18 protein-coding genes, 1 other RNA gene and 1 pseudogene are annotated in these 19,244 nt (G+C 49.6%); 14 read left to right on the forward strand and 6 right to left on the reverse strand.

Annotated features, from left to right (window positions below; all coding sequences use genetic code 11):
- Positions 1-38 precede the first annotated feature (38 nt).
- Together ABLU95_RS22380 and ABLU95_RS22385 are read left to right on the forward strand one after the other, a co-directional pair.
- Positions 39-830: an inner membrane protein YpjD gene (locus tag ABLU95_RS22380; protein ID WP_002914153.1), complete on the forward strand. Its 792-nt coding sequence runs from the start codon at positions 39-41 to the stop codon at positions 828-830.
- A 19-nt stretch (positions 831-849) separates the two neighbouring features.
- Complete coding sequence (locus ABLU95_RS22385) at positions 850-2,136, forward strand: HlyC/CorC family transporter (protein WP_023290690.1); 1,287 nt, start codon at positions 850-852, stop codon at positions 2,134-2,136.
- Between the two features lie 118 nt (positions 2,137-2,254).
- Here ABLU95_RS22385 and grpE read toward each other — a convergent pair whose 3' ends face one another.
- The gene (gene grpE, locus ABLU95_RS22390) at positions 2,255-2,845 is read right to left on the reverse strand and encodes a nucleotide exchange factor GrpE (RefSeq protein WP_004174800.1); all 591 of its coding nucleotides are present in this window, start codon (positions 2,843-2,845) and stop codon (positions 2,255-2,257) included.
- A 124-nt stretch (positions 2,846-2,969) separates the two neighbouring features.
- Here grpE and nadK point away from each other — a divergent pair, with 124 nt between their 5' ends.
- The 3 genes from nadK to bamE all read left to right on the forward strand — a co-directional run bounded on the left by nadK (position 2,970) and on the right by bamE (position 6,084).
- Positions 2,970-3,848 (forward strand): NAD(+) kinase, encoded by an 879-nt coding sequence (nadK, locus tag ABLU95_RS22395; protein WP_002914158.1) that lies wholly within the window; start codon positions 2,970-2,972, stop codon positions 3,846-3,848.
- An 86-nt stretch (positions 3,849-3,934) separates the two neighbouring features.
- Entirely contained in the window at positions 3,935-5,596 is a 1,662-nt protein-coding gene (gene recN / locus ABLU95_RS22400; RefSeq protein WP_065883344.1) for a DNA repair protein RecN, read from the forward strand.
- A gap of 146 nt (positions 5,597-5,742) precedes the next feature.
- Positions 5,743-6,084 carry an outer membrane protein assembly factor BamE gene (gene bamE, locus ABLU95_RS22405; RefSeq protein WP_004206850.1) on the forward strand — a complete coding sequence of 114 codons (342 nt, stop codon included), beginning with the start codon at positions 5,743-5,745 and terminating at the stop codon, positions 6,082-6,084.
- 69 nt (positions 6,085-6,153) lie between these two features.
- Here the strand turns inward: bamE and ABLU95_RS22410 are convergent, their stop codons facing one another.
- Together ABLU95_RS22410 and ABLU95_RS22415 are read right to left on the reverse strand one after the other, a co-directional pair.
- Positions 6,154-6,444: an RnfH family protein gene (locus ABLU95_RS22410; RefSeq protein ID WP_004206851.1), complete on the reverse strand. Its 291-nt coding sequence runs from the start codon at positions 6,442-6,444 to the stop codon at positions 6,154-6,156.
- Entirely contained in the window at positions 6,434-6,871 is a 438-nt protein-coding gene (locus ABLU95_RS22415) for a type II toxin-antitoxin system RatA family toxin (protein ID WP_008806099.1), read from the reverse strand. Before ABLU95_RS22415 ends, ABLU95_RS22410 begins: the two co-directional genes overlap by 11 nt.
- A 149-nt stretch (positions 6,872-7,020) precedes the next feature.
- Here ABLU95_RS22415 and smpB point away from each other — a divergent pair, with 149 nt between their 5' ends.
- The 9 genes and pseudogenes from smpB to ABLU95_RS22460 all read left to right on the forward strand — a co-directional run.
- Entirely contained in the window at positions 7,021-7,503 is a 483-nt protein-coding gene (gene smpB / locus ABLU95_RS22420) for an SsrA-binding protein SmpB (protein WP_002914164.1), read from the forward strand.
- A gap of 144 nt (positions 7,504-7,647) precedes the next feature.
- Positions 7,648-8,010, forward strand: a transfer-messenger RNA (tmRNA) gene (gene ssrA / locus ABLU95_RS22425).
- 82 nt (positions 8,011-8,092) lie between these two features.
- Positions 8,093-9,796: a site-specific integrase gene (locus ABLU95_RS22430; RefSeq protein WP_064909775.1), complete on the forward strand. Its 1,704-nt coding sequence runs from the start codon at positions 8,093-8,095 to the stop codon at positions 9,794-9,796.
- Positions 9,793-10,857, forward strand: coding sequence for a hypothetical protein (locus ABLU95_RS22435; RefSeq protein WP_348880411.1), 1,065 nt, complete (start codon positions 9,793-9,795; stop codon positions 10,855-10,857). The genes ABLU95_RS22430 and ABLU95_RS22435 overlap by 4 nt, the downstream gene beginning before the upstream one ends.
- A gap of 541 nt (positions 10,858-11,398) precedes the next feature.
- On the forward strand, positions 11,399-11,950 hold the full coding sequence (locus tag ABLU95_RS22440; RefSeq protein WP_064909779.1) for a recombinase family protein: 552 nt from the start codon (positions 11,399-11,401) through the stop codon (positions 11,948-11,950).
- A gap of 24 nt (positions 11,951-11,974) precedes the next feature.
- Positions 11,975-12,313 (forward strand): hypothetical protein, encoded by a 339-nt coding sequence (locus tag ABLU95_RS22445; protein ID WP_171824689.1) that lies wholly within the window; start codon positions 11,975-11,977, stop codon positions 12,311-12,313.
- A gap of 141 nt (positions 12,314-12,454) precedes the next feature.
- Positions 12,455-13,525, forward strand: a complete 1,071-nt coding sequence (locus ABLU95_RS22450) for an AAA family ATPase (RefSeq protein WP_064909784.1) — start codon at positions 12,455-12,457, stop codon at positions 13,523-13,525.
- A 738-nt stretch (positions 13,526-14,263) separates the two neighbouring features.
- The gene (locus ABLU95_RS22455; RefSeq protein WP_064909786.1) at positions 14,264-15,223 is read left to right on the forward strand and encodes a reverse transcriptase family protein; all 960 of its coding nucleotides are present in this window, start codon (positions 14,264-14,266) and stop codon (positions 15,221-15,223) included.
- A gap of 246 nt (positions 15,224-15,469) precedes the next feature.
- Positions 15,470-15,892, forward strand: a pseudogene (locus ABLU95_RS22460) (integrase core domain-containing protein); the annotation flags it as partial.
- A 106-nt stretch (positions 15,893-15,998) separates the two neighbouring features.
- On the opposite strand, the gene ABLU95_RS22465 reads toward ABLU95_RS22460, so the two are convergent.
- The 3 genes from ABLU95_RS22465 to ABLU95_RS22475 form a co-directional block, all read right to left on the reverse strand.
- Positions 15,999-16,718 carry a FadR/GntR family transcriptional regulator gene (locus tag ABLU95_RS22465; RefSeq protein ID WP_049013857.1) on the reverse strand — a complete coding sequence of 240 codons (720 nt, stop codon included), beginning with the start codon at positions 16,716-16,718 and terminating at the stop codon, positions 15,999-16,001.
- A gap of 80 nt (positions 16,719-16,798) precedes the next feature.
- A complete protein-coding gene (locus tag ABLU95_RS22470; protein WP_289553926.1) occupies positions 16,799-18,085 on the reverse strand; it encodes an MFS transporter in 1,287 nt (428 codons plus the stop codon).
- A 56-nt stretch (positions 18,086-18,141) separates the two neighbouring features.
- Positions 18,142-18,909 (reverse strand): SDR family oxidoreductase, encoded by a 768-nt coding sequence (locus tag ABLU95_RS22475; protein ID WP_048325394.1) that lies wholly within the window; start codon positions 18,907-18,909, stop codon positions 18,142-18,144.
- Positions 18,910-19,244: the final 335 nt, after the last annotated feature.

The following is a 19,244-nucleotide window of genomic DNA, read 5'->3' on the forward strand; positions in this document are numbered from 1 at the left end:
ACTGCTTCTCTTTCTTATTTATCCAACAGCCGACACCTATGCCTGTTTTTGCTCTACTCGCCCTTGTCGCCTACTCTGTCAGCCTCGCGCTGATTATCCCCGGCTTGCTGCAAAAAAACAGCAGCTGGCGGCGAATGGCGATTTTATCAGCGACTATCGCGTTGATCTGCCATGCTTTTGCGCTGGAAGCACGGATATTTCCCGGCGGCGAGAGCGGGCAAAACCTCAGCTTACTGAACGTCGGGTCGCTGGTGAGCCTGATGATCTGTACGGTAATGACTATCGTGGCCTCACGCAATCGCGGCTGGCTGCTGCTGCCTATCGTCTATGCCTTCGCGCTGATCAATCTGGCCTTCGCCACCTTCGTGCCTAACGAATATATCACCCACCTGGAAACCACCCCGGGGATGCTGGTGCATATCGGCCTGTCGCTCTTCTCCTACGCCACGCTGATCATTGCCGCGCTGTATGCGCTACAGCTGGCGTGGATCGACTACCAGTTAAAGAACAAAAAGCTGGCCTTCAGTAGCGAAATGCCGCCGCTGATGAGCATTGAGCGCAAAATGTTCCACATCACCCAGGTCGGCGTGGTGCTGCTGACCCTGACGCTGTGTAGCGGTCTGTTCTATATGCACAATCTGTTCAGCAGCGAAAACATTGATAAAGCGGTGCTGTCGATTATTGCGTGGTTCGTCTATATCGTCCTGCTGTGGGGCCACTATCATGAAGGGTGGCGCGGACGTCGTGTGGTCTGGTTCAGCGTCGCTGGCGCCGGTCTGCTGACGCTGGCCTATTTTGGTAGCCGCGTGCTGCAACAGTTCGTGAGCTAAGTCTTTTAAGGAATCCTACGTGGAACATATCTCCACCACCACGCTGATCATAACGCTGATCGTCATGGTGATTATCTCTGCCTATTTCTCCGGCTCCGAAACCGGCATGATGACGCTGAACCGCTACCGGCTGCGTCATATGGCGAAACAAGGCAACCGCCCCGCCAAGCGCGTGGAGAAGCTGCTGCGCAAGCCGGACCGCCTGATTAGCCTTGTGCTCATCGGCAATAACCTCGTCAACATTCTCGCCTCGGCGCTGGGCACCATCGTCGGCATGCGCCTCTACGGCGATGCCGGCGTCGCGATCGCCACCGGCGTGCTCACCTTTGTGGTGCTGGTGTTTGCCGAAGTCCTGCCGAAAACCATCGCCGCCCTCTATCCGGAAAAGGTCGCCTACCCCAGCAGCTTCCTGTTGGCTCCCCTGCAGGTGCTGATGATGCCCCTGGTGTGGCTGCTGAATACCATCACCCGCATGCTGATGCGCATGATGGGCATCCGCACCGATACCGTCATCAGCAGCGCCCTGAGTAAAGATGAACTGCGCACGATTGTGAATGAATCCCGTTCACAAATCTCACGACGCAATCAGGATATGCTGCTGTCGGTGCTGGACCTGGAGAAAGTCAGCGTTAACGACATCATGGTGCCGCGCAATGAGATTGTCGGCATCGACATCAATGACGACTGGAAATCTATCGTCCGCCAGCTGACCCACTCCCCACACGGCCGCATTGTGCTCTACCGCGATTCGCTGGACGATGCCATCAGCATGCTGCGCGTCCGCGAAGCCTACCGCCTGATGACGGAGAAGAAAGAGTTCACAAAAGAGATCATGCTGCGGGCGGCAGATGAGATCTACTTTGTTCCGGAAGGGACGCCGCTCAGCACCCAGCTGGTGAAATTTCAGCGCAATAAAAAGAAAGTCGGCCTGGTGGTTAATGAATACGGCGATATTCAGGGGCTGGTTACCGTAGAAGATATTCTTGAAGAGATTGTCGGCGACTTCACCACCTCCATGTCACCCACCCTGGCGGAGGAAGTGACCCCGCTCAACGACGGTACGGTGATAATCGACGGCAGCGCCAACGTTCGCGAGATCAACAAAGCGTTCAACTGGAACCTGCCGGAAGATGAAGCGCGCACCATCAACGGTATCATCCTTGAAGCGCTGGAAGAGATCCCGGTCCCGGGCACCCGCGTGCGCATTGAGCAGTATGATATTGATATCCTCGACGTGCAGGACAACATGATCAAACAGGTGAAAGTGATGCCGGTGAAATCATTACGCGAGAGCGTCGCGGAGTAGCGCGAGCGAAGGAATTAACATCACGGTGGGCTGCGGCCCGCCGTTTTTTTTCTCGCGCCGGGAGCGATGGCATAAAAAACGGCCGCCCGCGGGCAGCCGTTGAGCAAGGCAGCAAACGTTATTTCGCTTTTGCTACCGTCACCATCGCGGCGCGAATGGTGCGGCCGTTCAGGGTGTAACCTTTCTGCATCACGGCCAGCACGTTGCCCGCCGCCACGTCTTCAGACTCGACCATCGCAATGGCCTGGTGGACGTTCGGATCCAGCGGAACGTTGGTGTCGGCGATCACTTCCACGCCGAACTTACGCACTACGTCCAGCATAGATTTGAGGGTCAGTTCGATCCCTTCCACCATCGGCGCCAGCTCCGGGTTAGCCTTGTCGGCCACTTCCAGCGCGCGGTCCAGGCTGTCGATCACCGGCAGCAGTTCATTGACGAATTTTTCCAGCGCGAATTTGTGCGCTTTCTCGATATCCTGCTCGGTACGACGACGCAGGTTATCTTCGTCGGCTTTGGCACGCAGCATCACTTCACGTTCACGTTTCTGCGCTTCAGCCAGCTGGGCTTCCAGATTCGCAATTTTTTCATCGCGCGGATCCACCTGCTCAGCCGAAACTTCAGGCTCTACCGCCTCAACGTCGTCGTGCTGCTCCGTGATAATTTCTTCCGGGGCTTGCCCCTCAGGCGTTTTCTGTTCTTTACTACTCATGAATTTCTCCGCGTTTTTTTCGCATTCATCTCGCTAACTTCGCTTATTATGGGGATCAGTTTCCGGGTTTCAAGGGAAGCGGACAGATTGTCACTATTTCATTTAACGCAAGGACATCCAGATCATGAAGAACCATTTCAAGTGTATCGGCATTGTGGGACATCCTCGTCACCCCACCGCCCTGACCACACATGAAATGCTCTGGCGCTGGCTGTGCAGCAAAGGGTATGAAGTGCTGGTTGAACAGCAGATCGCCCATGAACTCCAGCTCAGCAACGTGAAAACCGGCACGCTGGCGGAGATTGGCCAACAGGCCGACCTCGCGGTGGTAGTGGGCGGCGACGGCAATATGCTCGGCGCGGCGCGGACTCTGGCCCGTTATGACATTAACGTCATCGGCATTAACCGCGGCAACCTCGGCTTTCTCACCGACCTGGACCCGGACAACGCCCTGCAGCAGCTCGCCGATGTGCTGGAAGGCCACTACATCGCGGAGAAGCGCTTTCTGCTGGAGGCCCAGGTGTGCCAGCAGGATTGCCAGAAACGCATCAGCACCGCCATCAACGAAGTGGTGCTGCACCCCGGCAAAGTGGCGCATATGATTGAGTTCGAAGTCTATATCGATGAAGTCTTTGCCTTCTCCCAGCGCTCGGACGGCCTGATTATCTCCACTCCGACCGGCTCCACGGCCTATTCGCTGTCGGCCGGCGGCCCGATCCTCACCCCGTCGCTGGACGCCATCACCCTGGTGCCGATGTTCCCGCACACCCTCTCGGCGCGACCGCTGGTGATCAACGGCGACAGCACCATCCGCCTGCGCTTCTCTCACCGCTGCAGCGATCTGGAGATCAGCTGCGACAGCCAGATTGCTCTGCCGATTCAGGATGGCGAAGACGTTCTCATTCGCCGCTGTGATTACCACCTCAATCTGATTCATCCTAAAGATTACAGCTATTTCAATACATTAAGCACCAAGCTCGGCTGGTCGAAAAAATTGTTCTGATTTACATCGCTGCCTCTTTACTGGATAAAAAACCAGTCTATACTGTACGAAAACACAGTATTGGTTTTTCATACAGGAAGGCAGCTATGTTGGCGCAACTCACCATCAGTAATTTTGCTATCGTTCGTGAACTGGAAATTGATTTCCACAGCGGTATGACCGCCATCACCGGGGAAACCGGCGCCGGGAAATCCATTGCCATCGACGCGCTGGGGCTGTGCCTCGGCGGCAGAGCGGAAGCCGACATGGTGCGTCGCGGCGCCACCCGTGCCGACCTGTGCGCGCGCTTCGCGCTGAAAGATACCCCGGCCGCCCAGCGCTGGCTGGAAGAGAACCAGCTGGAGAGCGGGCGTGAGTGTTTACTTCGCCGGGTGATCAGCGCCGACGGCCGCTCGCGCGGCTTCATCAACGGCACCGCCGTCCCGCTCTCGCAGCTGCGCGAGCTGGGCCAGCTGCTGATCCAGATCCACGGCCAGCATGCGCACCAGCTGTTGACCAAACCCGAACACCAGAAAACGCTGCTCGATGGCTATACCGGTGAGTATGCGCTCACTCAGCGCATGGCAGAGCACTATCGCCAGTGGCACCAGAGCTGCCGCGAGCTGGCTCAGCATCAGCAGCAGAGCCAGGAGCGCGCCGCCCGCGCCGATCTGCTGCAGTACCAGCTTAAAGAGCTGAACGAATTTAACCCGCTGGCGGGAGAGTTTGAGCAGATTGACGAAGAGTACAAACGCCTGGCCAACAGCGGTCAGCTGCTCAGCACCTGTCAGCACGCCCTGACGGTACTGGCAGACGGCGAAGAAGCCAACCTGCAGAGCCAGCTTTATACCGCGAAGCAGCTGGTCAGCGAGCTGGTGGGTATGGACAGCAAGCTTTCCGGCGTGCTGGATATGCTGGAAGAGGCGGCCATTCAGCTCAGCGAGGCCAGCGATGAGCTGCGCCACTATCACGACCGTCTGGACCTCGATCCTAATCGTCTGTTCGAACTTGAGCAGCGGATTTCCCGGCAAATCGCGCTGGCGCGTAAACACCAGGTGATGCCGGAAGAGCTGCCGGCGGTTTATCAGGCGATGCTCGAAGAGCAGCGCCTGCTGGACGACAGCGCCGGCTCGCTGGAATCCCTCAGCCAGCAGGTGGTCGAACATCATCAGCTGGCGCTGGAGACCGCGCGCCAGCTGCACGGCCTGCGCCAGGCCAGCGCCGACGAGCTAACCCAGCTTATCACCGAGAGTATGCACTCACTTTCGATGCCGCACGGGGTCTTCGCGATTGAGGTCGCTTTTGATGAACGCCATCTCACCGCCGACGGCGCCGATCATATTGAGTTCCGCGTCACCACTAACCCGGGGCAGCCGCTGCAGCCGATCGCGAAAGTGGCCTCTGGCGGTGAATTGTCGCGTATTGCGCTGGCGATTCAGGTGATCACCGCGCGTAAAATGGAAACCCCGGCGCTGATCTTCGACGAAGTGGACGTCGGCATTAGCGGCCCTACCGCGGCGGTGGTCGGCAAGCTGCTGCGCCAACTGGGCGAGTCCACGCAGGTGATGTGCGTTACCCACCTGCCGCAGGTCGCAGGCTGCGGCCACCATCATTTCTTTGTCTGCAAAGAGACCGATGGCGAGATGACCGAAACCCATATGCAGCCGCTGGATAAGCGTGCTCGTCTGCAGGAGCTGGCTCGCCTGCTGGGCGGCAGCGAGGTCACGCGCAACACCCTGGCGAACGCGAAAGAGTTGCTTGCGGCGTAAACTTTTTGATTTTCACAGGGTCATAGTGAACAGCAAATTGCCTGCTGACCGCAGCCGGAGGTTTCCATCGGCGCGAAGGTCTATTATTATCGGCATATTACAGATGAGCCACGTACTGCTCGGGCCCAAAAAGGAATCAAATCACTATGCGCTGTAAAACGCTGACTGCTGCCGCAGCGGTTCTTCTTATGTTGACCGCAGGCTGTTCCACTCTGGAACGAGTGGTTTACCGTCCTGACATCAACCAGGGTAACTATCTGGCACCTAACGATGTAGCAAAAATTCGTGTCGGTATGACGCAACAGCAGGTTGCTTATGCTCTCGGAACGCCAATGATGTCGGATCCGTTCGGCACCAACACCTGGTTCTATGTATTCCGTCAGGAGCCGGGCCACGAGAAAGTGACTCAGCAGACCCTGACCCTGACCTTCAACAATGGCGGCGTGTTAACCAACATTGATAACAAGCCCGCGCTGACCAGTCAGTAAGGCCCGGAAAAGCAAAAAGCGCTCAATGAGCGCTTTTTTTATGACCGATAGCAGGTCTGCTGCTGCGGTTTACTTCGCGGCGTTTTTCTCCGCCCGCTGGCGACGCAGCTCTTTCGGATCTGCGATCAGCGGGCGATAGATTTCCACCCGGTCGCCGTCATGGACTTCGTCGTGCAGCTTAACCGGACGACTGTAAATACCCAGCTTGTTTTTCGCCAGATCGATGTCATCACGCAGCGCCAGCAGGCCGCTGGCGATAATCGCCTGCTCGACCGTCGCCCCCTCGTCCAGGGTGACCCGCTGCAGGTACTGCTTTTCAGGCAGCGCGTAAGCGACCTCAACACGAATATTAGCTGGCACTGTAGACCTCTTTGGCGCGCGAGGTGAACGCCTGCACCATGTTGGCGGCCAGTTCCTTAAAGACCCGGCCAAAGGCCATCTCAATCAGCTTATTGGTAAACTCAAAATCGAGATGGAACTCGATTTTGCACGCCTCGGGGCTCAGCGGAATAAACTTCCAGCCGCCAATCAGCTTCTTGAACGGGCCATCCACCAGGCTCATCAAAATACTCTGGTTGCTGGTCAGTGTATTCCGGGTCGTGAAGGTCTTACTGATGCCGGCTTTGGACACATCAACCGCCGCCGTCATTTGCGTCGGCCCGAATTCCAGCACGCGGCTACCGGTGCAGCCTGGCAGAAAATCAGGATAGGACTTCACATCGTTTACCAGTTGATACATCTGTTCCGCGCTGAAAGGCACCAGCGCAGTACGGCTAATCTGAGGCATAGCAGGTTCCACATTTAAACACAGTGCAAATAATATCATTTATCTGCTGCTAAAAAAAACGCTGTGCCGCAACTCGTGCTAAGATGCGCAGTACACCTCGCAGGATGCGATCGAGGTAACTGTGTATAAGACGATGACTTCAGGACATTATGACTAAGAAAAAAGCCCACAAACCTGGATCAGCCACCATTGCGCTGAATAAACGCGCCCGTCACGAATACTTTATCGAAGATGAATACGAGGCTGGTCTCGCCCTGCAGGGCTGGGAAGTCAAATCCCTGCGTGCAGGCAAAGCCAACATCGGCGATAGCTATGTCATCCTGAAGGATGGCGAAGCCTTCCTGTTCGGCGCCAACTTTACGCCCATGGCCGTGGCTTCCACCCACTATGTCTGCGACCCGACGCGTACCCGTAAGCTGCTGCTCAACCAGCGCGAACTCGACACGCTGTACGGCCGCATTAACCGCGAAGGTTACACCGTTGTCGCCCTGTCGCTGTACTGGAAGAATGCCTGGTGCAAAGTGAAAATCGGCGTCGCCAAAGGTAAGAAACAGCATGACAAGCGTACCGATCTGAAAGATCGTGAATGGGCGCTGGATAAGGCGCGTATTATGAAGCACGCCGGACGCTAACCCCCTCCCCTGAGGGCCGGCTCTCGCTGGCCCTTACGCTATATCCTTGTTGATGCTGCTTTTTCGTCCACCCCTGCTGAAAGAATCCTGCGTTATGGGGCTGGTAACGACATTCACAAATCTGTTATACTTGACCTACACATTGGGGCTGATTCTGGATTCGACGGGATTTGCGAAACCCAAGGTGCATGCCGAGGGGCGGTTGGCCTCGTAAAAAGCCGCAAAAAATAGTCGCAAACGACGAAAACTACGCTTTAGCAGCTTAATAACCTGCTCTGAGCCCTCTCTCCCTAGCTTCCGCTCTTAAGACGGGGATCAAAGAGAGGTCAAACCCAAAAGAGATCGCGTGGATGCCCTGCCTGGGGTTGAAGCGTTAAATCTAATCAGGCTAGTTTGTTAGTGGCGTGTCTGTCCGCAGCTGGCAAGCGAATGTAAAGACTGACTAAGCATGTAGTGCCGAGGATGTAGGAATTTCGGACGCGGGTTCAACTCCCGCCAGCTCCACCAAATATAACGGCCTGATTCTCTTAGAGTTTCAGGCCGTTTTTCTTTGGGCGTGTGGCACAACTGTGACTCAGGAGTGTACCATATGCCATCAAACAGCATTCCCCATTACCTCTACAAGCGTAACCACACCTGGTGGTTCAGGAAGCGTTTCGTATCTGAGGGCAATGCAATCGAATACAGACTGAGCCTGCAAACAGCAAGCTTTCAGCGTGCTCGCCTTCTTGCCCTGCGTTTACAGACACTTTGCCAACAGATGATTGCTTCTTTGGGGGCCCCCAAGAAACTGAAGAATGGCGTGATGGAAAAATCAGCACAAGAGCAAATCAAAGCAAAACTTCGAGCAAAAATTGCCGAATGGACCGCTGAGGAAACAGAACATTGGTTTAGCGGCTCTGCACGTAATGAAGGCGATCTGAACGATTATCTTGAGACATTAGATATGGTTGTCTCTGATTTGAAAGAACGCATCGCTTACGATGATAAACCATCTCTGCACCGGGCCGAAGCAAGTACCGTTCTGGACGAACTGCCACACCTCAAAGCTACTCTCAGTGAGTACGATTACCAAGTCATTGCTCGCATGGTGGCACAAGCCAAGGTCAAATCCTTGCAGAATACGCGAGCAATCATTCTTGGTGGTGATGCTGATTGGCTTACAACTAGCCCTGTTTCCTCTAGAGAGACTTCTCGCTCTGATGTTCATTTTCTCTTAGATATGATCAACAAGTACCAAACCGAGAACGCAAGCAAAGAGCACTCGCAGAAAAGTCAGGACAAATATGCTCACTCGCTCGCTCTGACCTTCAGTTTCTTCGGAAATGTGCCTATTTCAGAGATCTCATTATCCAGCGGTAGAGAGTTTCGTGAGTTACTTGCCTCATTACCTGAAAAACTCAAAGCAAAAGAAATGCTCGAAACTCCACTTCTTGAACTCATTTCTAAGAAAAAAGCTTCCAAAACTATCGCAACAGCTACTGCTAATGATCATCTTGAAAAGGTACGCCGCTTCTTTCAATGGATGCTAGATACAGGGTATCTGCCTGATGATAATCCCATACCTAAAGAACCACTACCCGAGCCAAAGCAGAGCAATAAGGCAGCGAGACATGCGATTAGTGACGAAGATGCTGTAAAGGTATTTAACCACCATATCTTTACTGAACATCGAGGCCTTGTGACCAACAAAATTCAACATCCACATCACTTCTGGCTTCCTTTACTCTGCCTCTTTACAGGCATTCGCCCGAACGAGGCGTGTTTACTGTATGTCGATGACATTGAGCTGGTGGGTAAGGTGTGGTGTATCCGCATTGATAAGCGTTTTGATGAGCAAAGGTTAAAAACGCCCAACGCCTTACGCTATATCCCTCTGCATAAGTGTCTACTAGAAATTGGTTTCGTGAGATATGTACATGATTTTCGTTCTATGGTTGGTGGAAACTGCCGACTATTCCCGGAGATCAAGGCGATTAAAGGCTACCACTCACATAAACCCGGAGAGTGGTTTAACCGTAACATTCGCGGCAAGCAGGGCCTAGATCCGAGCTCAACTCTTTATACTTTCAGACACGCTTTTCGCGACAAGTTAGTGATGTTGAATGCAACGGATGAATACCTTAACCGCTTGATGGGGCATCAAGGTAGCCCCTATGGTAGCTCTCTTCTCAGTGATGTCTCATTAATGCTAGAAGTCATCGACAAGATCGAATTTGCAAAAATTGTACAGAACGTTAAGCCCTATACCAGTTTACAAATCTTCCGCAGTCTATCCGGGGAGGATGAATGATGAAAAATATCACTATCCAAAATCGTCTGTTTTCCCCTTTAGACGTTACCCTCCCTCGCCATGGAATGTTTCGTCAAACAGAGGACGATAAATGGCAAATTAATCTCTATGTGCTGTTTAAAAAACTACCAAAGCCACGAGGTTCGAGGACCAATTGGTATAAAACCAGTCAAAATATGGTTCAAAAACTACCCAGAGATTTTTTCGGAAGAGAAATTCGTGAGATTGGCGCTGTTCTCCATGATCAAATTGATAAGAACACATGGATTTCGGCACGTTCAGCACTTGTTTTACTTACTTATGGCTCCCTAAATCACAAACATCTGGAAGTCACTGAATGGGTTGAACGATACACAGGTGTGCAGCTTCCTCGTAATAAGGGGCTGAGCCGGAGAGAAGTGGTTTTTGGTCGCAAACTGAGTGAATTCATTGATAAAGAACTCGTAGACATCACCTATGGAGACTATGAACTAAAAACTCAGCAGCGAATGTGCAATGGGAAGTACTACGTCGATTTTGCAGTTAAGCATTACTGGAACGGTAACGAAGATAGCTCAAAATATAACGTGTATCTCATCGAATTTGACGAAGAAGAGCACGCATTTGCGTCAAATCAGGTAGCGGATTCAATCAGGGACTCTGAGATTAAAAGGCAAGAGCCAGAAGCTACGATCATCAGGGTTAAACACAATGAGAGTGATGACTGGTTTGACCTAGTACGTAACAATAACAGGCTAATTAGCTTTGAAGCAGCTTTTTTATCAGGTATTTCCGCTGCAAGCTGTGGTGTTGTTGGCGACAGAATTATCATTGATTCAAAGTCCGCCAGAAATGCTTATGACGACCTAAAAAACCAGAATGCTTGGTTGCTAAACTATGAGAAACAGCCTTTGAGAGGGATCGAAGAAGCGTTAAAACGATGTGGTATTCACTATGAAAAAACACGTTCAAAAACAAGCAGACAACTGAGAGTATCGCTGGAGTCGTTAAGGTCTTCGCTATACCGTTGGTCGCCTGATAGCGCTGCCGAATACGTCCTTCAAAACCTCAAACCAGACTGACGTTTCCAAAAAGTTGCATTGAAACGTTGATACTACGGGGATTGCGGTGTATTCAAACGCCGTAACCCCCTAAACCTACCGCAACACAGCCCTATAGCCTCTATAAATGTATAGGGATTCAGTTATCAGAGGTGATTCATTTCAAAGTAATGGCTGACCACATCAACCTTTTTGACAGATCTAACACCATTGAAAAAGTGCCACCCGGCATGATCAACATTCCTTTTTCTGACCGGTATAAGCATCGTGTTAACAACCCACAGGAGATACTATGTTTATACGTGATGTAATCATCCCGGCAGTGGTAACTGGCTTGGTTGCCTTTGCCACAGCATTACTTGAATCAATCATCAAAATGTTCACACCACCGGACGTTTCCGCAATCTAACCAACCACTTTCCCCCTGCCAATAACCATGCCCTAAAGATCTGCCACCAGCACAACAATGGAATGCCCGTTAAGGACATGCCACAGGGTGGTTTTGGCATTTTGGCAGACCTTTGCAGCATAGCATGGCCTATTGGCAGGGTAAGGAGCTCATATGGCTACAGTTGGCTACGCCCGTGTGTCTACTACCGGGCAAAGTCTGGATACACAACTCGAAGCGCTAGCCGGATGCGAAAAGATATTCAGGGAGAAAATCAGCGGGGCAAAAGATGACCGTCCTGAACTACAGGCAATGCTGGAGTTTGTACGTGAGGGCGATACGGTTCAAGTAACGAAACTCGACCGCCTCGCCCGTAACACCCGCCACCTCCTAGAAATCTCGGAATACCTGCAAGGTAAAAGAGTGGCGTTAAGCATTCTCAATATAGGCATAAATACTGCCACCCCAACCGGAAAGCTCATGTTGACGATGATTGGTGCGATTGCGACTTTCGAACGTGAAATGATGCTTGAGCGTCAGGCCGAGGGAATAGCACTGGCGAAACTCAAAGGAAAGTACAAAGGCAGAAAGGCTACGGCCCGCAGCAAATCTCAGGAAGTTATCGAGTTGCTAGGCCAAGGATTGAGCAAACCCGAAATATCCCGCCAGTTAGGGATCGGCATCACCAGCATTTACAGGATTGTACGTAATCAATCTGACAACTAAACAGCATTCAAAAGGAATTATTCAATGAGAAAAACAATCGGCTTAATCGCCATACTGCTCGCAAGCAGTTCGACTACCGCAACAGCCGCCAACAACGTATATGTACAGCTCTCATGTGAAAACAACACCACTGTGGACATCACGCTCAAGCAGCAGGAACAAGTTGGTTGGGCCGACTTGTCCACCCCAAACGGAACGCGGAGGGCAAAGTTCTTCATGGGAGCAGAGGATAATGATGGGGTGAACAGTCTGACATTCTCCAGTCTTGGCATCGCGTTCAACATTAACTACACAGCAGATAAAAAATTCACGCTCAAAATGATAAGTGGTGGCAGCGGAGAGTACTCCTGCAACGTGGTGTAATCACCGACTAGAGAATGAATCTGACTCCTCTTTGATTACAGTCGTATTTCAAAGAGGAATTCCATTGGTATGCGCTTCCACGGTTAAGAGCTTATGTTAAAGTGATTCCCTAAACGATAAAATTAGGGGCAACAGTACGTTATGGTTACTTTATCTCTTTTTAATAACAAAGGCGGTGTAGGTAAAACTACACTTACATGGAACCTTAGCGTTGCTTTAGCAGCCAAAGGTAAATCAGTTTTACTGATCGACTTTGATCCGCAGTGTAACTTATCAATTGCAACACTGAGTGATGCAAACTTTGCTCGTCTATTGCACACAAACGCACAGGCTCCTTTCGGTCAAACGATTAGAGCCTTCGGGCAGCCTTACATTCAACAAAACAGAACCCCTGAAGTAGTCATAAATCATCCTAAATATCCTATGCCTCAGGGATCTGGCCATCTAGATATCGTTGCCGGAGATTTTTGGCTTAACAATCTTTCAGACACACTCAACGTTGGTACCGATCTTATTGCTGGTACAAGTATTTATCGCTTCCTGATGCCTCATTTGATCTCGAAAGCTGCTGAGGAAACAACGGGCATTAGCTACGATTATGTTCTCATCGACTTGCCGCCATCATTCAATACATTAGTTCGTTCTGCTCTTTACTGCTCCGATTACTTTATCGTTCCATGTACAGCAGATATGTTTTCGGCCTACTGCATCGGTTTAATTGGTGAAATGCTTCCTAAGTTTGCCACTGACTGGCAACAAGGCGTCTCTCGATATCTTGCTGGGAATGCTCACGACCCCATTTTGTCCACAAAAGGACAGCCTAAATTTGCAGGGTGGGTATTCAATGGATTCGATATGAGAAAGAAACAAGGGGCAACAGTAGCAACTGAAGTAGGGGCTGACCTAGCACATAGAAATGTTATTAGTACCGCAGTACAAAACGCATTAATCCCTAGCCTACAAACCATCACTTCATACAATGCAGTGCCTAGTTTTGTTACTAGGGAACCAGTAGCGAAAGTGGAAGATTTAAACGTTATGGCTCCTGACAGCATTATTCAAAGCGTCCCGCTTAAATACCTCAAGACTGTTCGCCCAACTTCACACGTTTTAGTTCGTGGACAATGGGCTAAAAACCAAACTGACTTGATGGATAAAATGGACGCAGAGCACGACAAACTTGCTGACCACGTGATCGCTAACTGTGTGTAATGCTTCTATTGATTAGTGGTACTAGCCAATAACGATCTGCACGAATTCAACTTCCAGTTAGGGAGTTGAATTCGCGTCCTAATTCCCCTCCTAATCATCACTCACATTTCGAAACAAATCTCTAACCGATCTATTGCTAACCATATGAATATGATCATAAAATTAGCCTGCTAGTACCTAGGAGAGACTTTCTCGCAAAAGCTTGATGGTTTGCTTGTCAGCCATCGTGGAGGTTTCGGCCTCTAATCTCTCCCCCACACGACGCATGCCAGGCTTGCTCAATGTTCCAACGTTACGATGCTACGCATCACCGACGCTCTGGTTCTTACCGGGACAGCTAGGATTGCTGGATTTGTGGCGAGAGGACGTCACTCTGTGACGTCGAAAACTGGGGTTAATTGCTGAACATCTCTTATTCCTGTCAGTTCAGGCGAGACTGGTGGCCATGTTGGTCATCGGGAACTGAAAGGGAGATGTAATATGGGTCGTAAGACACGTAAAAGTCGAAAGACGCATACAAGTCGAAAGACACGTAAGAAATACCAGGCTAGTGTTCAGCAAACGTTTTGTGTGAAGGAGAAACTAAAGAAATACTCCAAAGATACCGGTAAGTACATCCTTGCCTTGGTTTTCAGCGAAGTGTTTTCTACGGTTTTTCATTCTGAAGCTGTTACCTCCTTCTTTGCATCCATCAAGGGATTCCTGTAATGGAGGCTATAATGGATTGGAGCAACGACGATGAAAAGCACAAAACGTACCCCTAGTCTTCAAAGATCCCCTAAGATTTACCCTTTGAATCAATCCCCTCTATACAAACTTAAAACTAGAAAAAAACTATTCGAGATCATAGGCCTATCAAAGAAGCAGGCTGATAAACTCATGCTTGACTCTGCGTACAAAGAATTCGAAAACGACGCAGGAAGGAAGATTCAGGAACCGATTGCCCAGCTCAAAGCGGTTCATAGGAGGCTCGGCGTATTATTAAGCAGAATCGAATTACCTCTATATCTTCACTCCGGTCGGAAGAAACATTCAACACTAACTAATGCAGAATCACATAAGCAGGCAACTGAACTTCTGAAGCTCGACATTCATAAGTTTTTTCCTTCGACTAGCGCTGCGAAGGTCTACAAAGCATTTGTTGAGAAATTTGAGATGTCACCCGATGTAGCTTATGTAATGACCAACCTTGCAACCTTTGCAGGAAAAGTGCCCACAGGCAGCCCGATAAGTATGGCCATGGCGTTTTGGGCAAACAGAGATATGTTCGACGAGCTTAGCAACCTTGCGACCTCAAACAGCTTAGTATTTACGGCATATGTTGACGATGTAGCGTTCTCTGGTTCGAAAATCCCAAAAGGATTTGCTGCCCAAGCTAAAAAGTGTATTCGTTCTCATGGCCTCACCTCTAAAGACAAGAAAGAGCGATTTTATCCGTCATCAGAAGGGAAGCTGCTTACAGGGATTGTTATTCAGGATGGAGAACTTAAGGTACGTTGGGCACACAGTGATTCAATCAGAAAAGAATTCGCCACTTTGGCTGAAGCAACAGACAATGCTGCAAAAATAATTCATCTAGAAAAGCTAGCAGGCAAGCTTCATGCAGCCGGTCAAGTTGACTTCAGACAGAAAGACAGAGCCCGCTTCTTCACTCAGCAACTAAAGATAGCCAAAAAGCAATCTACTCAAGGCAGTTAGGGCTATTGATCGTAGCTAGTTGGGTGTGCCATACTGCTGTGACATTGATTCCCGCTACATTGCTCAAAGAATCAGACAGTTAGTATTTGGTGTCGCTCTCAGCCAGCTCCACCAAAATTCTCCATCGGTGATTACCAGAGTCATCCGATGAAGTCCTGAAAGCCCGCACGGCGCAAGCCCTGCGGGCTTTTTTGTGCCTGTTGTTGTTCGAGAACATCCGGCTAAATCCTGTGATTATTGGTATACGATTTCACAAAGGAGTGTCTGACGATCACGGCTGCTTTCGGTATTTCAGGTGTTCAGGTCACGCATATTCTGGACAGCATCGCACTATTTCGGGGCTACCCGGCGACAATAAGAACCGATCAGGGCCCGGAATTTACCTGCAGCGAACTGGATCAATGGGCCTTTGAACATAGTGTTGAGTTACGCTTAATCCAGCCGGGCAAGCCAACTCAGAACGGATTTATTGAGAGTTTCAACGGTCGCTTTCGGGATGAATACCTGAATGAGAACTGGTTCAGAGAAGTTCTTCATGCCCGGAAAATTATTCATGGCTGGCGGCATGACTATAACGAGTCCAGTCCTCATTCATCGCTGAATTACCAGACGCCAGCTGAATTTGCAGCAGGCTGGCGAAACAGGAAACATGAAGAAAAATCAACCTGAAGGTTATATCTAATACTGGAAGCAGATCAATAAAACGAAACACCAGCAGGCAGATGATTTCCCAGATAAAAGCAACAGCCATTCAGGTTACCGCCTGGAATTGCGATTATTTATCCCCAGAGATATCTATAGATTTAATTTTTTCAATAGCAACAACATTTCCAGACATCGCTTCATTGAGAACTTGTACAGCAGAACTAGCATCGCGGTTCTTAATGGACATGTAGACCTTAATATGAGCCTCCACGCTCTCAAGAGTAATACCCAGTGCACGGTTGAGCTCTTCAAGATAATAGTAATAGATATCTTTAATTGAACTCATAACATTGTAAAAGACACTATTATGAGAGGCCTTGACAATTGCCAGATGGAACTCGTAATCCGCTTCTGAATACTTTTTATAGTCACCCTTGTTGATCAACATATTGTTCAATGCTTCTTCGAGCTGACGAATATCGTCTTCGGTAGCGTGCAAGACCGCGAGTTCCACACATTTAAATTCCACGGTTTGGCGGAAAATCATCATATCGTGAAATTCTTCGCGACTCAGGTGCATGATTGGGCGGGGCTCGTTACTCAACATGTGTGGAGTGAAGTTTTCGCTCACGTAGCTGCCGCTACCCTGCCGTGTCACCACTATCCCAAGATCACGAAAACGCTGTACCGCACTACGTACACTGACACGGCTAACGTTAAATGAGGCTGTTAGCTCCGCTTCCGAAGGTAAACGACTACCTGGCGCCCAGCTGCCGTCCAGCAGCTTGCTGCAGATCTGATCATAAATTTCATTTACAACATTTTGTTTTTGAATGGATTTTATGCTCAAGATGGGTATCCGTAATCTGTTCAGGAACTCTATACAATATAACATTTTTAAAATTAAAGCGCCCCGAAAGGCGCCCTAACTTAGCAAGTTTGTGCTTTCGCTTGCCTGGATTCTTTACTACTAAACGAAGTAAGGGAGGTGAGCAGCACTGCCAGCACCAGTGAGATTCCCATAAAGGCATAAGAAGCACCTGGGCCGCCAGTTATACCATTCAGATAACCCACTATCCATGAACCTACAAATGACCCCAACGCGCCAAAACTCACGATAAATGCCATCGCGCCAGCCACAACATTACGCGGGATCATATCTGGAATGGCCGCAAAGAATGGTCCATAAGGGGTATACATCGCGCCGCCAGCAATCATCAGTAGAACATATGAGAGCCAGAAGTTTGATGCTCCAATGGTAAACGATCCAATAAAGCAGATAGCACCAAGTCCTAAAAACAACAGAACAATAATTTTACGGTTAAGAAATTTATCTGAATACCATGACGCAGCTAGCATCAGTGGAACGGCTAATAAATAGGGTGCTGCTGATAGCCAACCTGTTGCGACTATGCCCAGCCCAGAAGCCGATTTCAAAATAGAGGGTAACCACATGATGAAACCATACATCCCAATATTCCAGAAAAAATGAATAAATGAAAGGGACAAAACTTTACTGGAGCGAAATGCTTCAGTGTAGTTTTTTATTTCTTTAATATTGGTTTGTTCTGCTGCCAACGCTGCTTCAATATCTTCTTTTTCTTGCGCTGTTAACCATGTTGCATCTTTAGGTCGGTCAACAAATATCACCCACCAGATAATTGCCCAGATAATCGCAGGTACGCCTTCGATAATAAACATACCACGCCAGCCAAAAGCATCCACGAGATACCCTGATAATACCGACATCCAGAGTACCGTGATGGGGTTACCCAGAAAAAGGAATGTATTGGCTTTGGACCTTTCTTTCTTGGTGAACCAATGACTTAAGAAAACAAGCATAGCGGGCATTACCACACTCTCGGCAACACCAAGCAAGAATCTGATGACTGCCAGGGTTTTAACATCATGAACCATACCGGTTGCCGTGGCTAATATCCCCCAAAGAATTAAACTCCAAAAAATAAGTTGTTTAGCACTTCTTTTTTCAGCGTAAATCCCGCCAGGCACCTGAAAGAAAAAATATCCTAGGAAAAACAACGCACCTAATAATGAGGAAATCCCTGGCGTGATATTAAGATCTTCAGCCAGACCGGCAGCAGCACCAAATCCGTAATTGGCACGATCGAGATAGGCAAGGCTATAGGTAATGAAAGCCAGTGGAATCAGTTTCTTCCAGCGAATCGGAGCTAATTTTTTTTGCATACTATGAATCATAATTTTTTCCCGTGTATTTACTGCTGGGCAAAAAAAAGGATAGTAAAAAATATTAATTACAGCACGGCGAGCCAGCCACCATCGACGTAAATAATCTGCCCGTTGATATAATCGGATGCTCTGGATGATAAGAAGACGGCCGTGCCGATAAGCTCATCCGGACGACCCCAGCGCTGAGAGGGGTTGCTGCTTTTCACCCAGGCGTCGAACTGTTTGTCTTCGATAAGTGCAGTGTTCATATCCGTCAGAATGTAGCCCGGCCCAATGGCGTTGGTCTGGATATTAAACTGTGCCCATTCTGCGGCCATCGAGCAGGTGAGCATTTTGATACCGCCTTTTGCCGCCGTGTACGGGGCAACGGTCGGTCGTGCAGCCTGGCTGGTAAGCGAGCCAATATTAATGATTTTGCCGCCACTGTTACGGGCCATCATCCGTTTTGCCGCCGCGCGGGACACCAGAAATGCGCTGGTCAGGTTAGTGTCGATCACCTTCTGCCAGTTTTCCAGCTCCAGTTCGACCATCGGTTTACGGTACTGAATACCGGCGTTATTGATCAGGATATCCACACTGATCCCTTCTGCATCGAGTTTGCTAAAAGCCGCCTCAATCGCCTGTTCATCGGTGACGTCAAAAGCCACGCCTTGTGCGTCGTAACCCTTGCTTGTCAGTGTATCCACGGATTCGGCCAGCAGTGTGTCGCGAATATCATTCAGGATGACCCGTGCGCCTGCAGCGGCAAGGCCCTCAGCGTAGGCAAAGCCCAGTCCGCGTGCAGAACCCGTCACCAGCGCCGTTTTCCCGGTTAAATCAAATAAAGCGTTCATGTTGTTTCCTCATTCGTTTAATTTGTATGACGACTGTCTTTTTTAAGGTTGAATTTTCGTCCTGATAAAATCAACAGTTCACCTATGAATTTGCAACAAGGATCACAAACAGCTCCACTTCGCGATCATATTATTACGATTAACAAATTGAATTATAAGTATTTATTTAATTTTTATTGAACGCAATTTGATCGCTATCACAGAATGGCACTCTAAGCGATCCTTTGTAAAAGAAGCGTGATATAACAGCACCAAGTTGTAGGACAACTTACAAATATGCACCATGTCATCCACAATGGTATGACATGCGGTAAATTCGCTGAGTTGAGGAGAGA

This window comes from Klebsiella sp. GG_Kp146 (genome assembly GCF_040061975.1).
In the GTDB taxonomy this organism is placed as follows: domain Bacteria; phylum Pseudomonadota; class Gammaproteobacteria; order Enterobacterales; family Enterobacteriaceae; genus Klebsiella; species Klebsiella quasipneumoniae.

Excerpts from the sequence above, each read along its gene's own strand:
- ABLU95_RS22455 (WP_064909786.1), top strand. The coding sequence starts at position 14,264 with ATGAAAAGCACAAAACGTACCCCTAGTCTTCAAAGATCCCCTAAGATT.
- smpB (WP_002914164.1), top strand. The coding sequence starts at position 7,021 with ATGACTAAGAAAAAAGCCCACAAACCTGGATCAGCCACCATTGCGCTG.
- ABLU95_RS22475 (WP_048325394.1), bottom strand. The coding sequence starts at position 18,909 with ATGAACGCTTTATTTGATTTAACCGGGAAAACGGCGCTGGTGACGGGT.
- ABLU95_RS22445 (WP_171824689.1), top strand. The coding sequence starts at position 11,975 with ATGAGAAAAACAATCGGCTTAATCGCCATACTGCTCGCAAGCAGTTCG.
- ABLU95_RS22450 (WP_064909784.1), top strand. The coding sequence starts at position 12,455 with ATGGTTACTTTATCTCTTTTTAATAACAAAGGCGGTGTAGGTAAAACT.
- ABLU95_RS22415 (WP_008806099.1), bottom strand. The coding sequence starts at position 6,871 with ATGCCTCAGATTAGCCGTACTGCGCTGGTGCCTTTCAGCGCGGAACAG.
- grpE (WP_004174800.1), bottom strand. The coding sequence starts at position 2,845 with ATGAGTAGTAAAGAACAGAAAACGCCTGAGGGGCAAGCCCCGGAAGAA.
- ABLU95_RS22435 (WP_348880411.1), top strand. The coding sequence starts at position 9,793 with ATGATGAAAAATATCACTATCCAAAATCGTCTGTTTTCCCCTTTAGAC.
- bamE (WP_004206850.1), top strand. The coding sequence starts at position 5,743 with ATGCGCTGTAAAACGCTGACTGCTGCCGCAGCGGTTCTTCTTATGTTG.
- ABLU95_RS22380 (WP_002914153.1), top strand. The coding sequence starts at position 39 with ATGCCTGTTTTTGCTCTACTCGCCCTTGTCGCCTACTCTGTCAGCCTC.
- recN (WP_065883344.1), top strand. The coding sequence starts at position 3,935 with ATGTTGGCGCAACTCACCATCAGTAATTTTGCTATCGTTCGTGAACTG.
- nadK (WP_002914158.1), top strand. The coding sequence starts at position 2,970 with ATGAAGAACCATTTCAAGTGTATCGGCATTGTGGGACATCCTCGTCAC.
- ABLU95_RS22470 (WP_289553926.1), bottom strand. The coding sequence starts at position 18,085 with ATGATTCATAGTATGCAAAAAAAATTAGCTCCGATTCGCTGGAAGAAA.
- ABLU95_RS22430 (WP_064909775.1), top strand. The coding sequence starts at position 8,093 with ATGCCATCAAACAGCATTCCCCATTACCTCTACAAGCGTAACCACACC.
- ABLU95_RS22440 (WP_064909779.1), top strand. The coding sequence starts at position 11,399 with ATGGCTACAGTTGGCTACGCCCGTGTGTCTACTACCGGGCAAAGTCTG.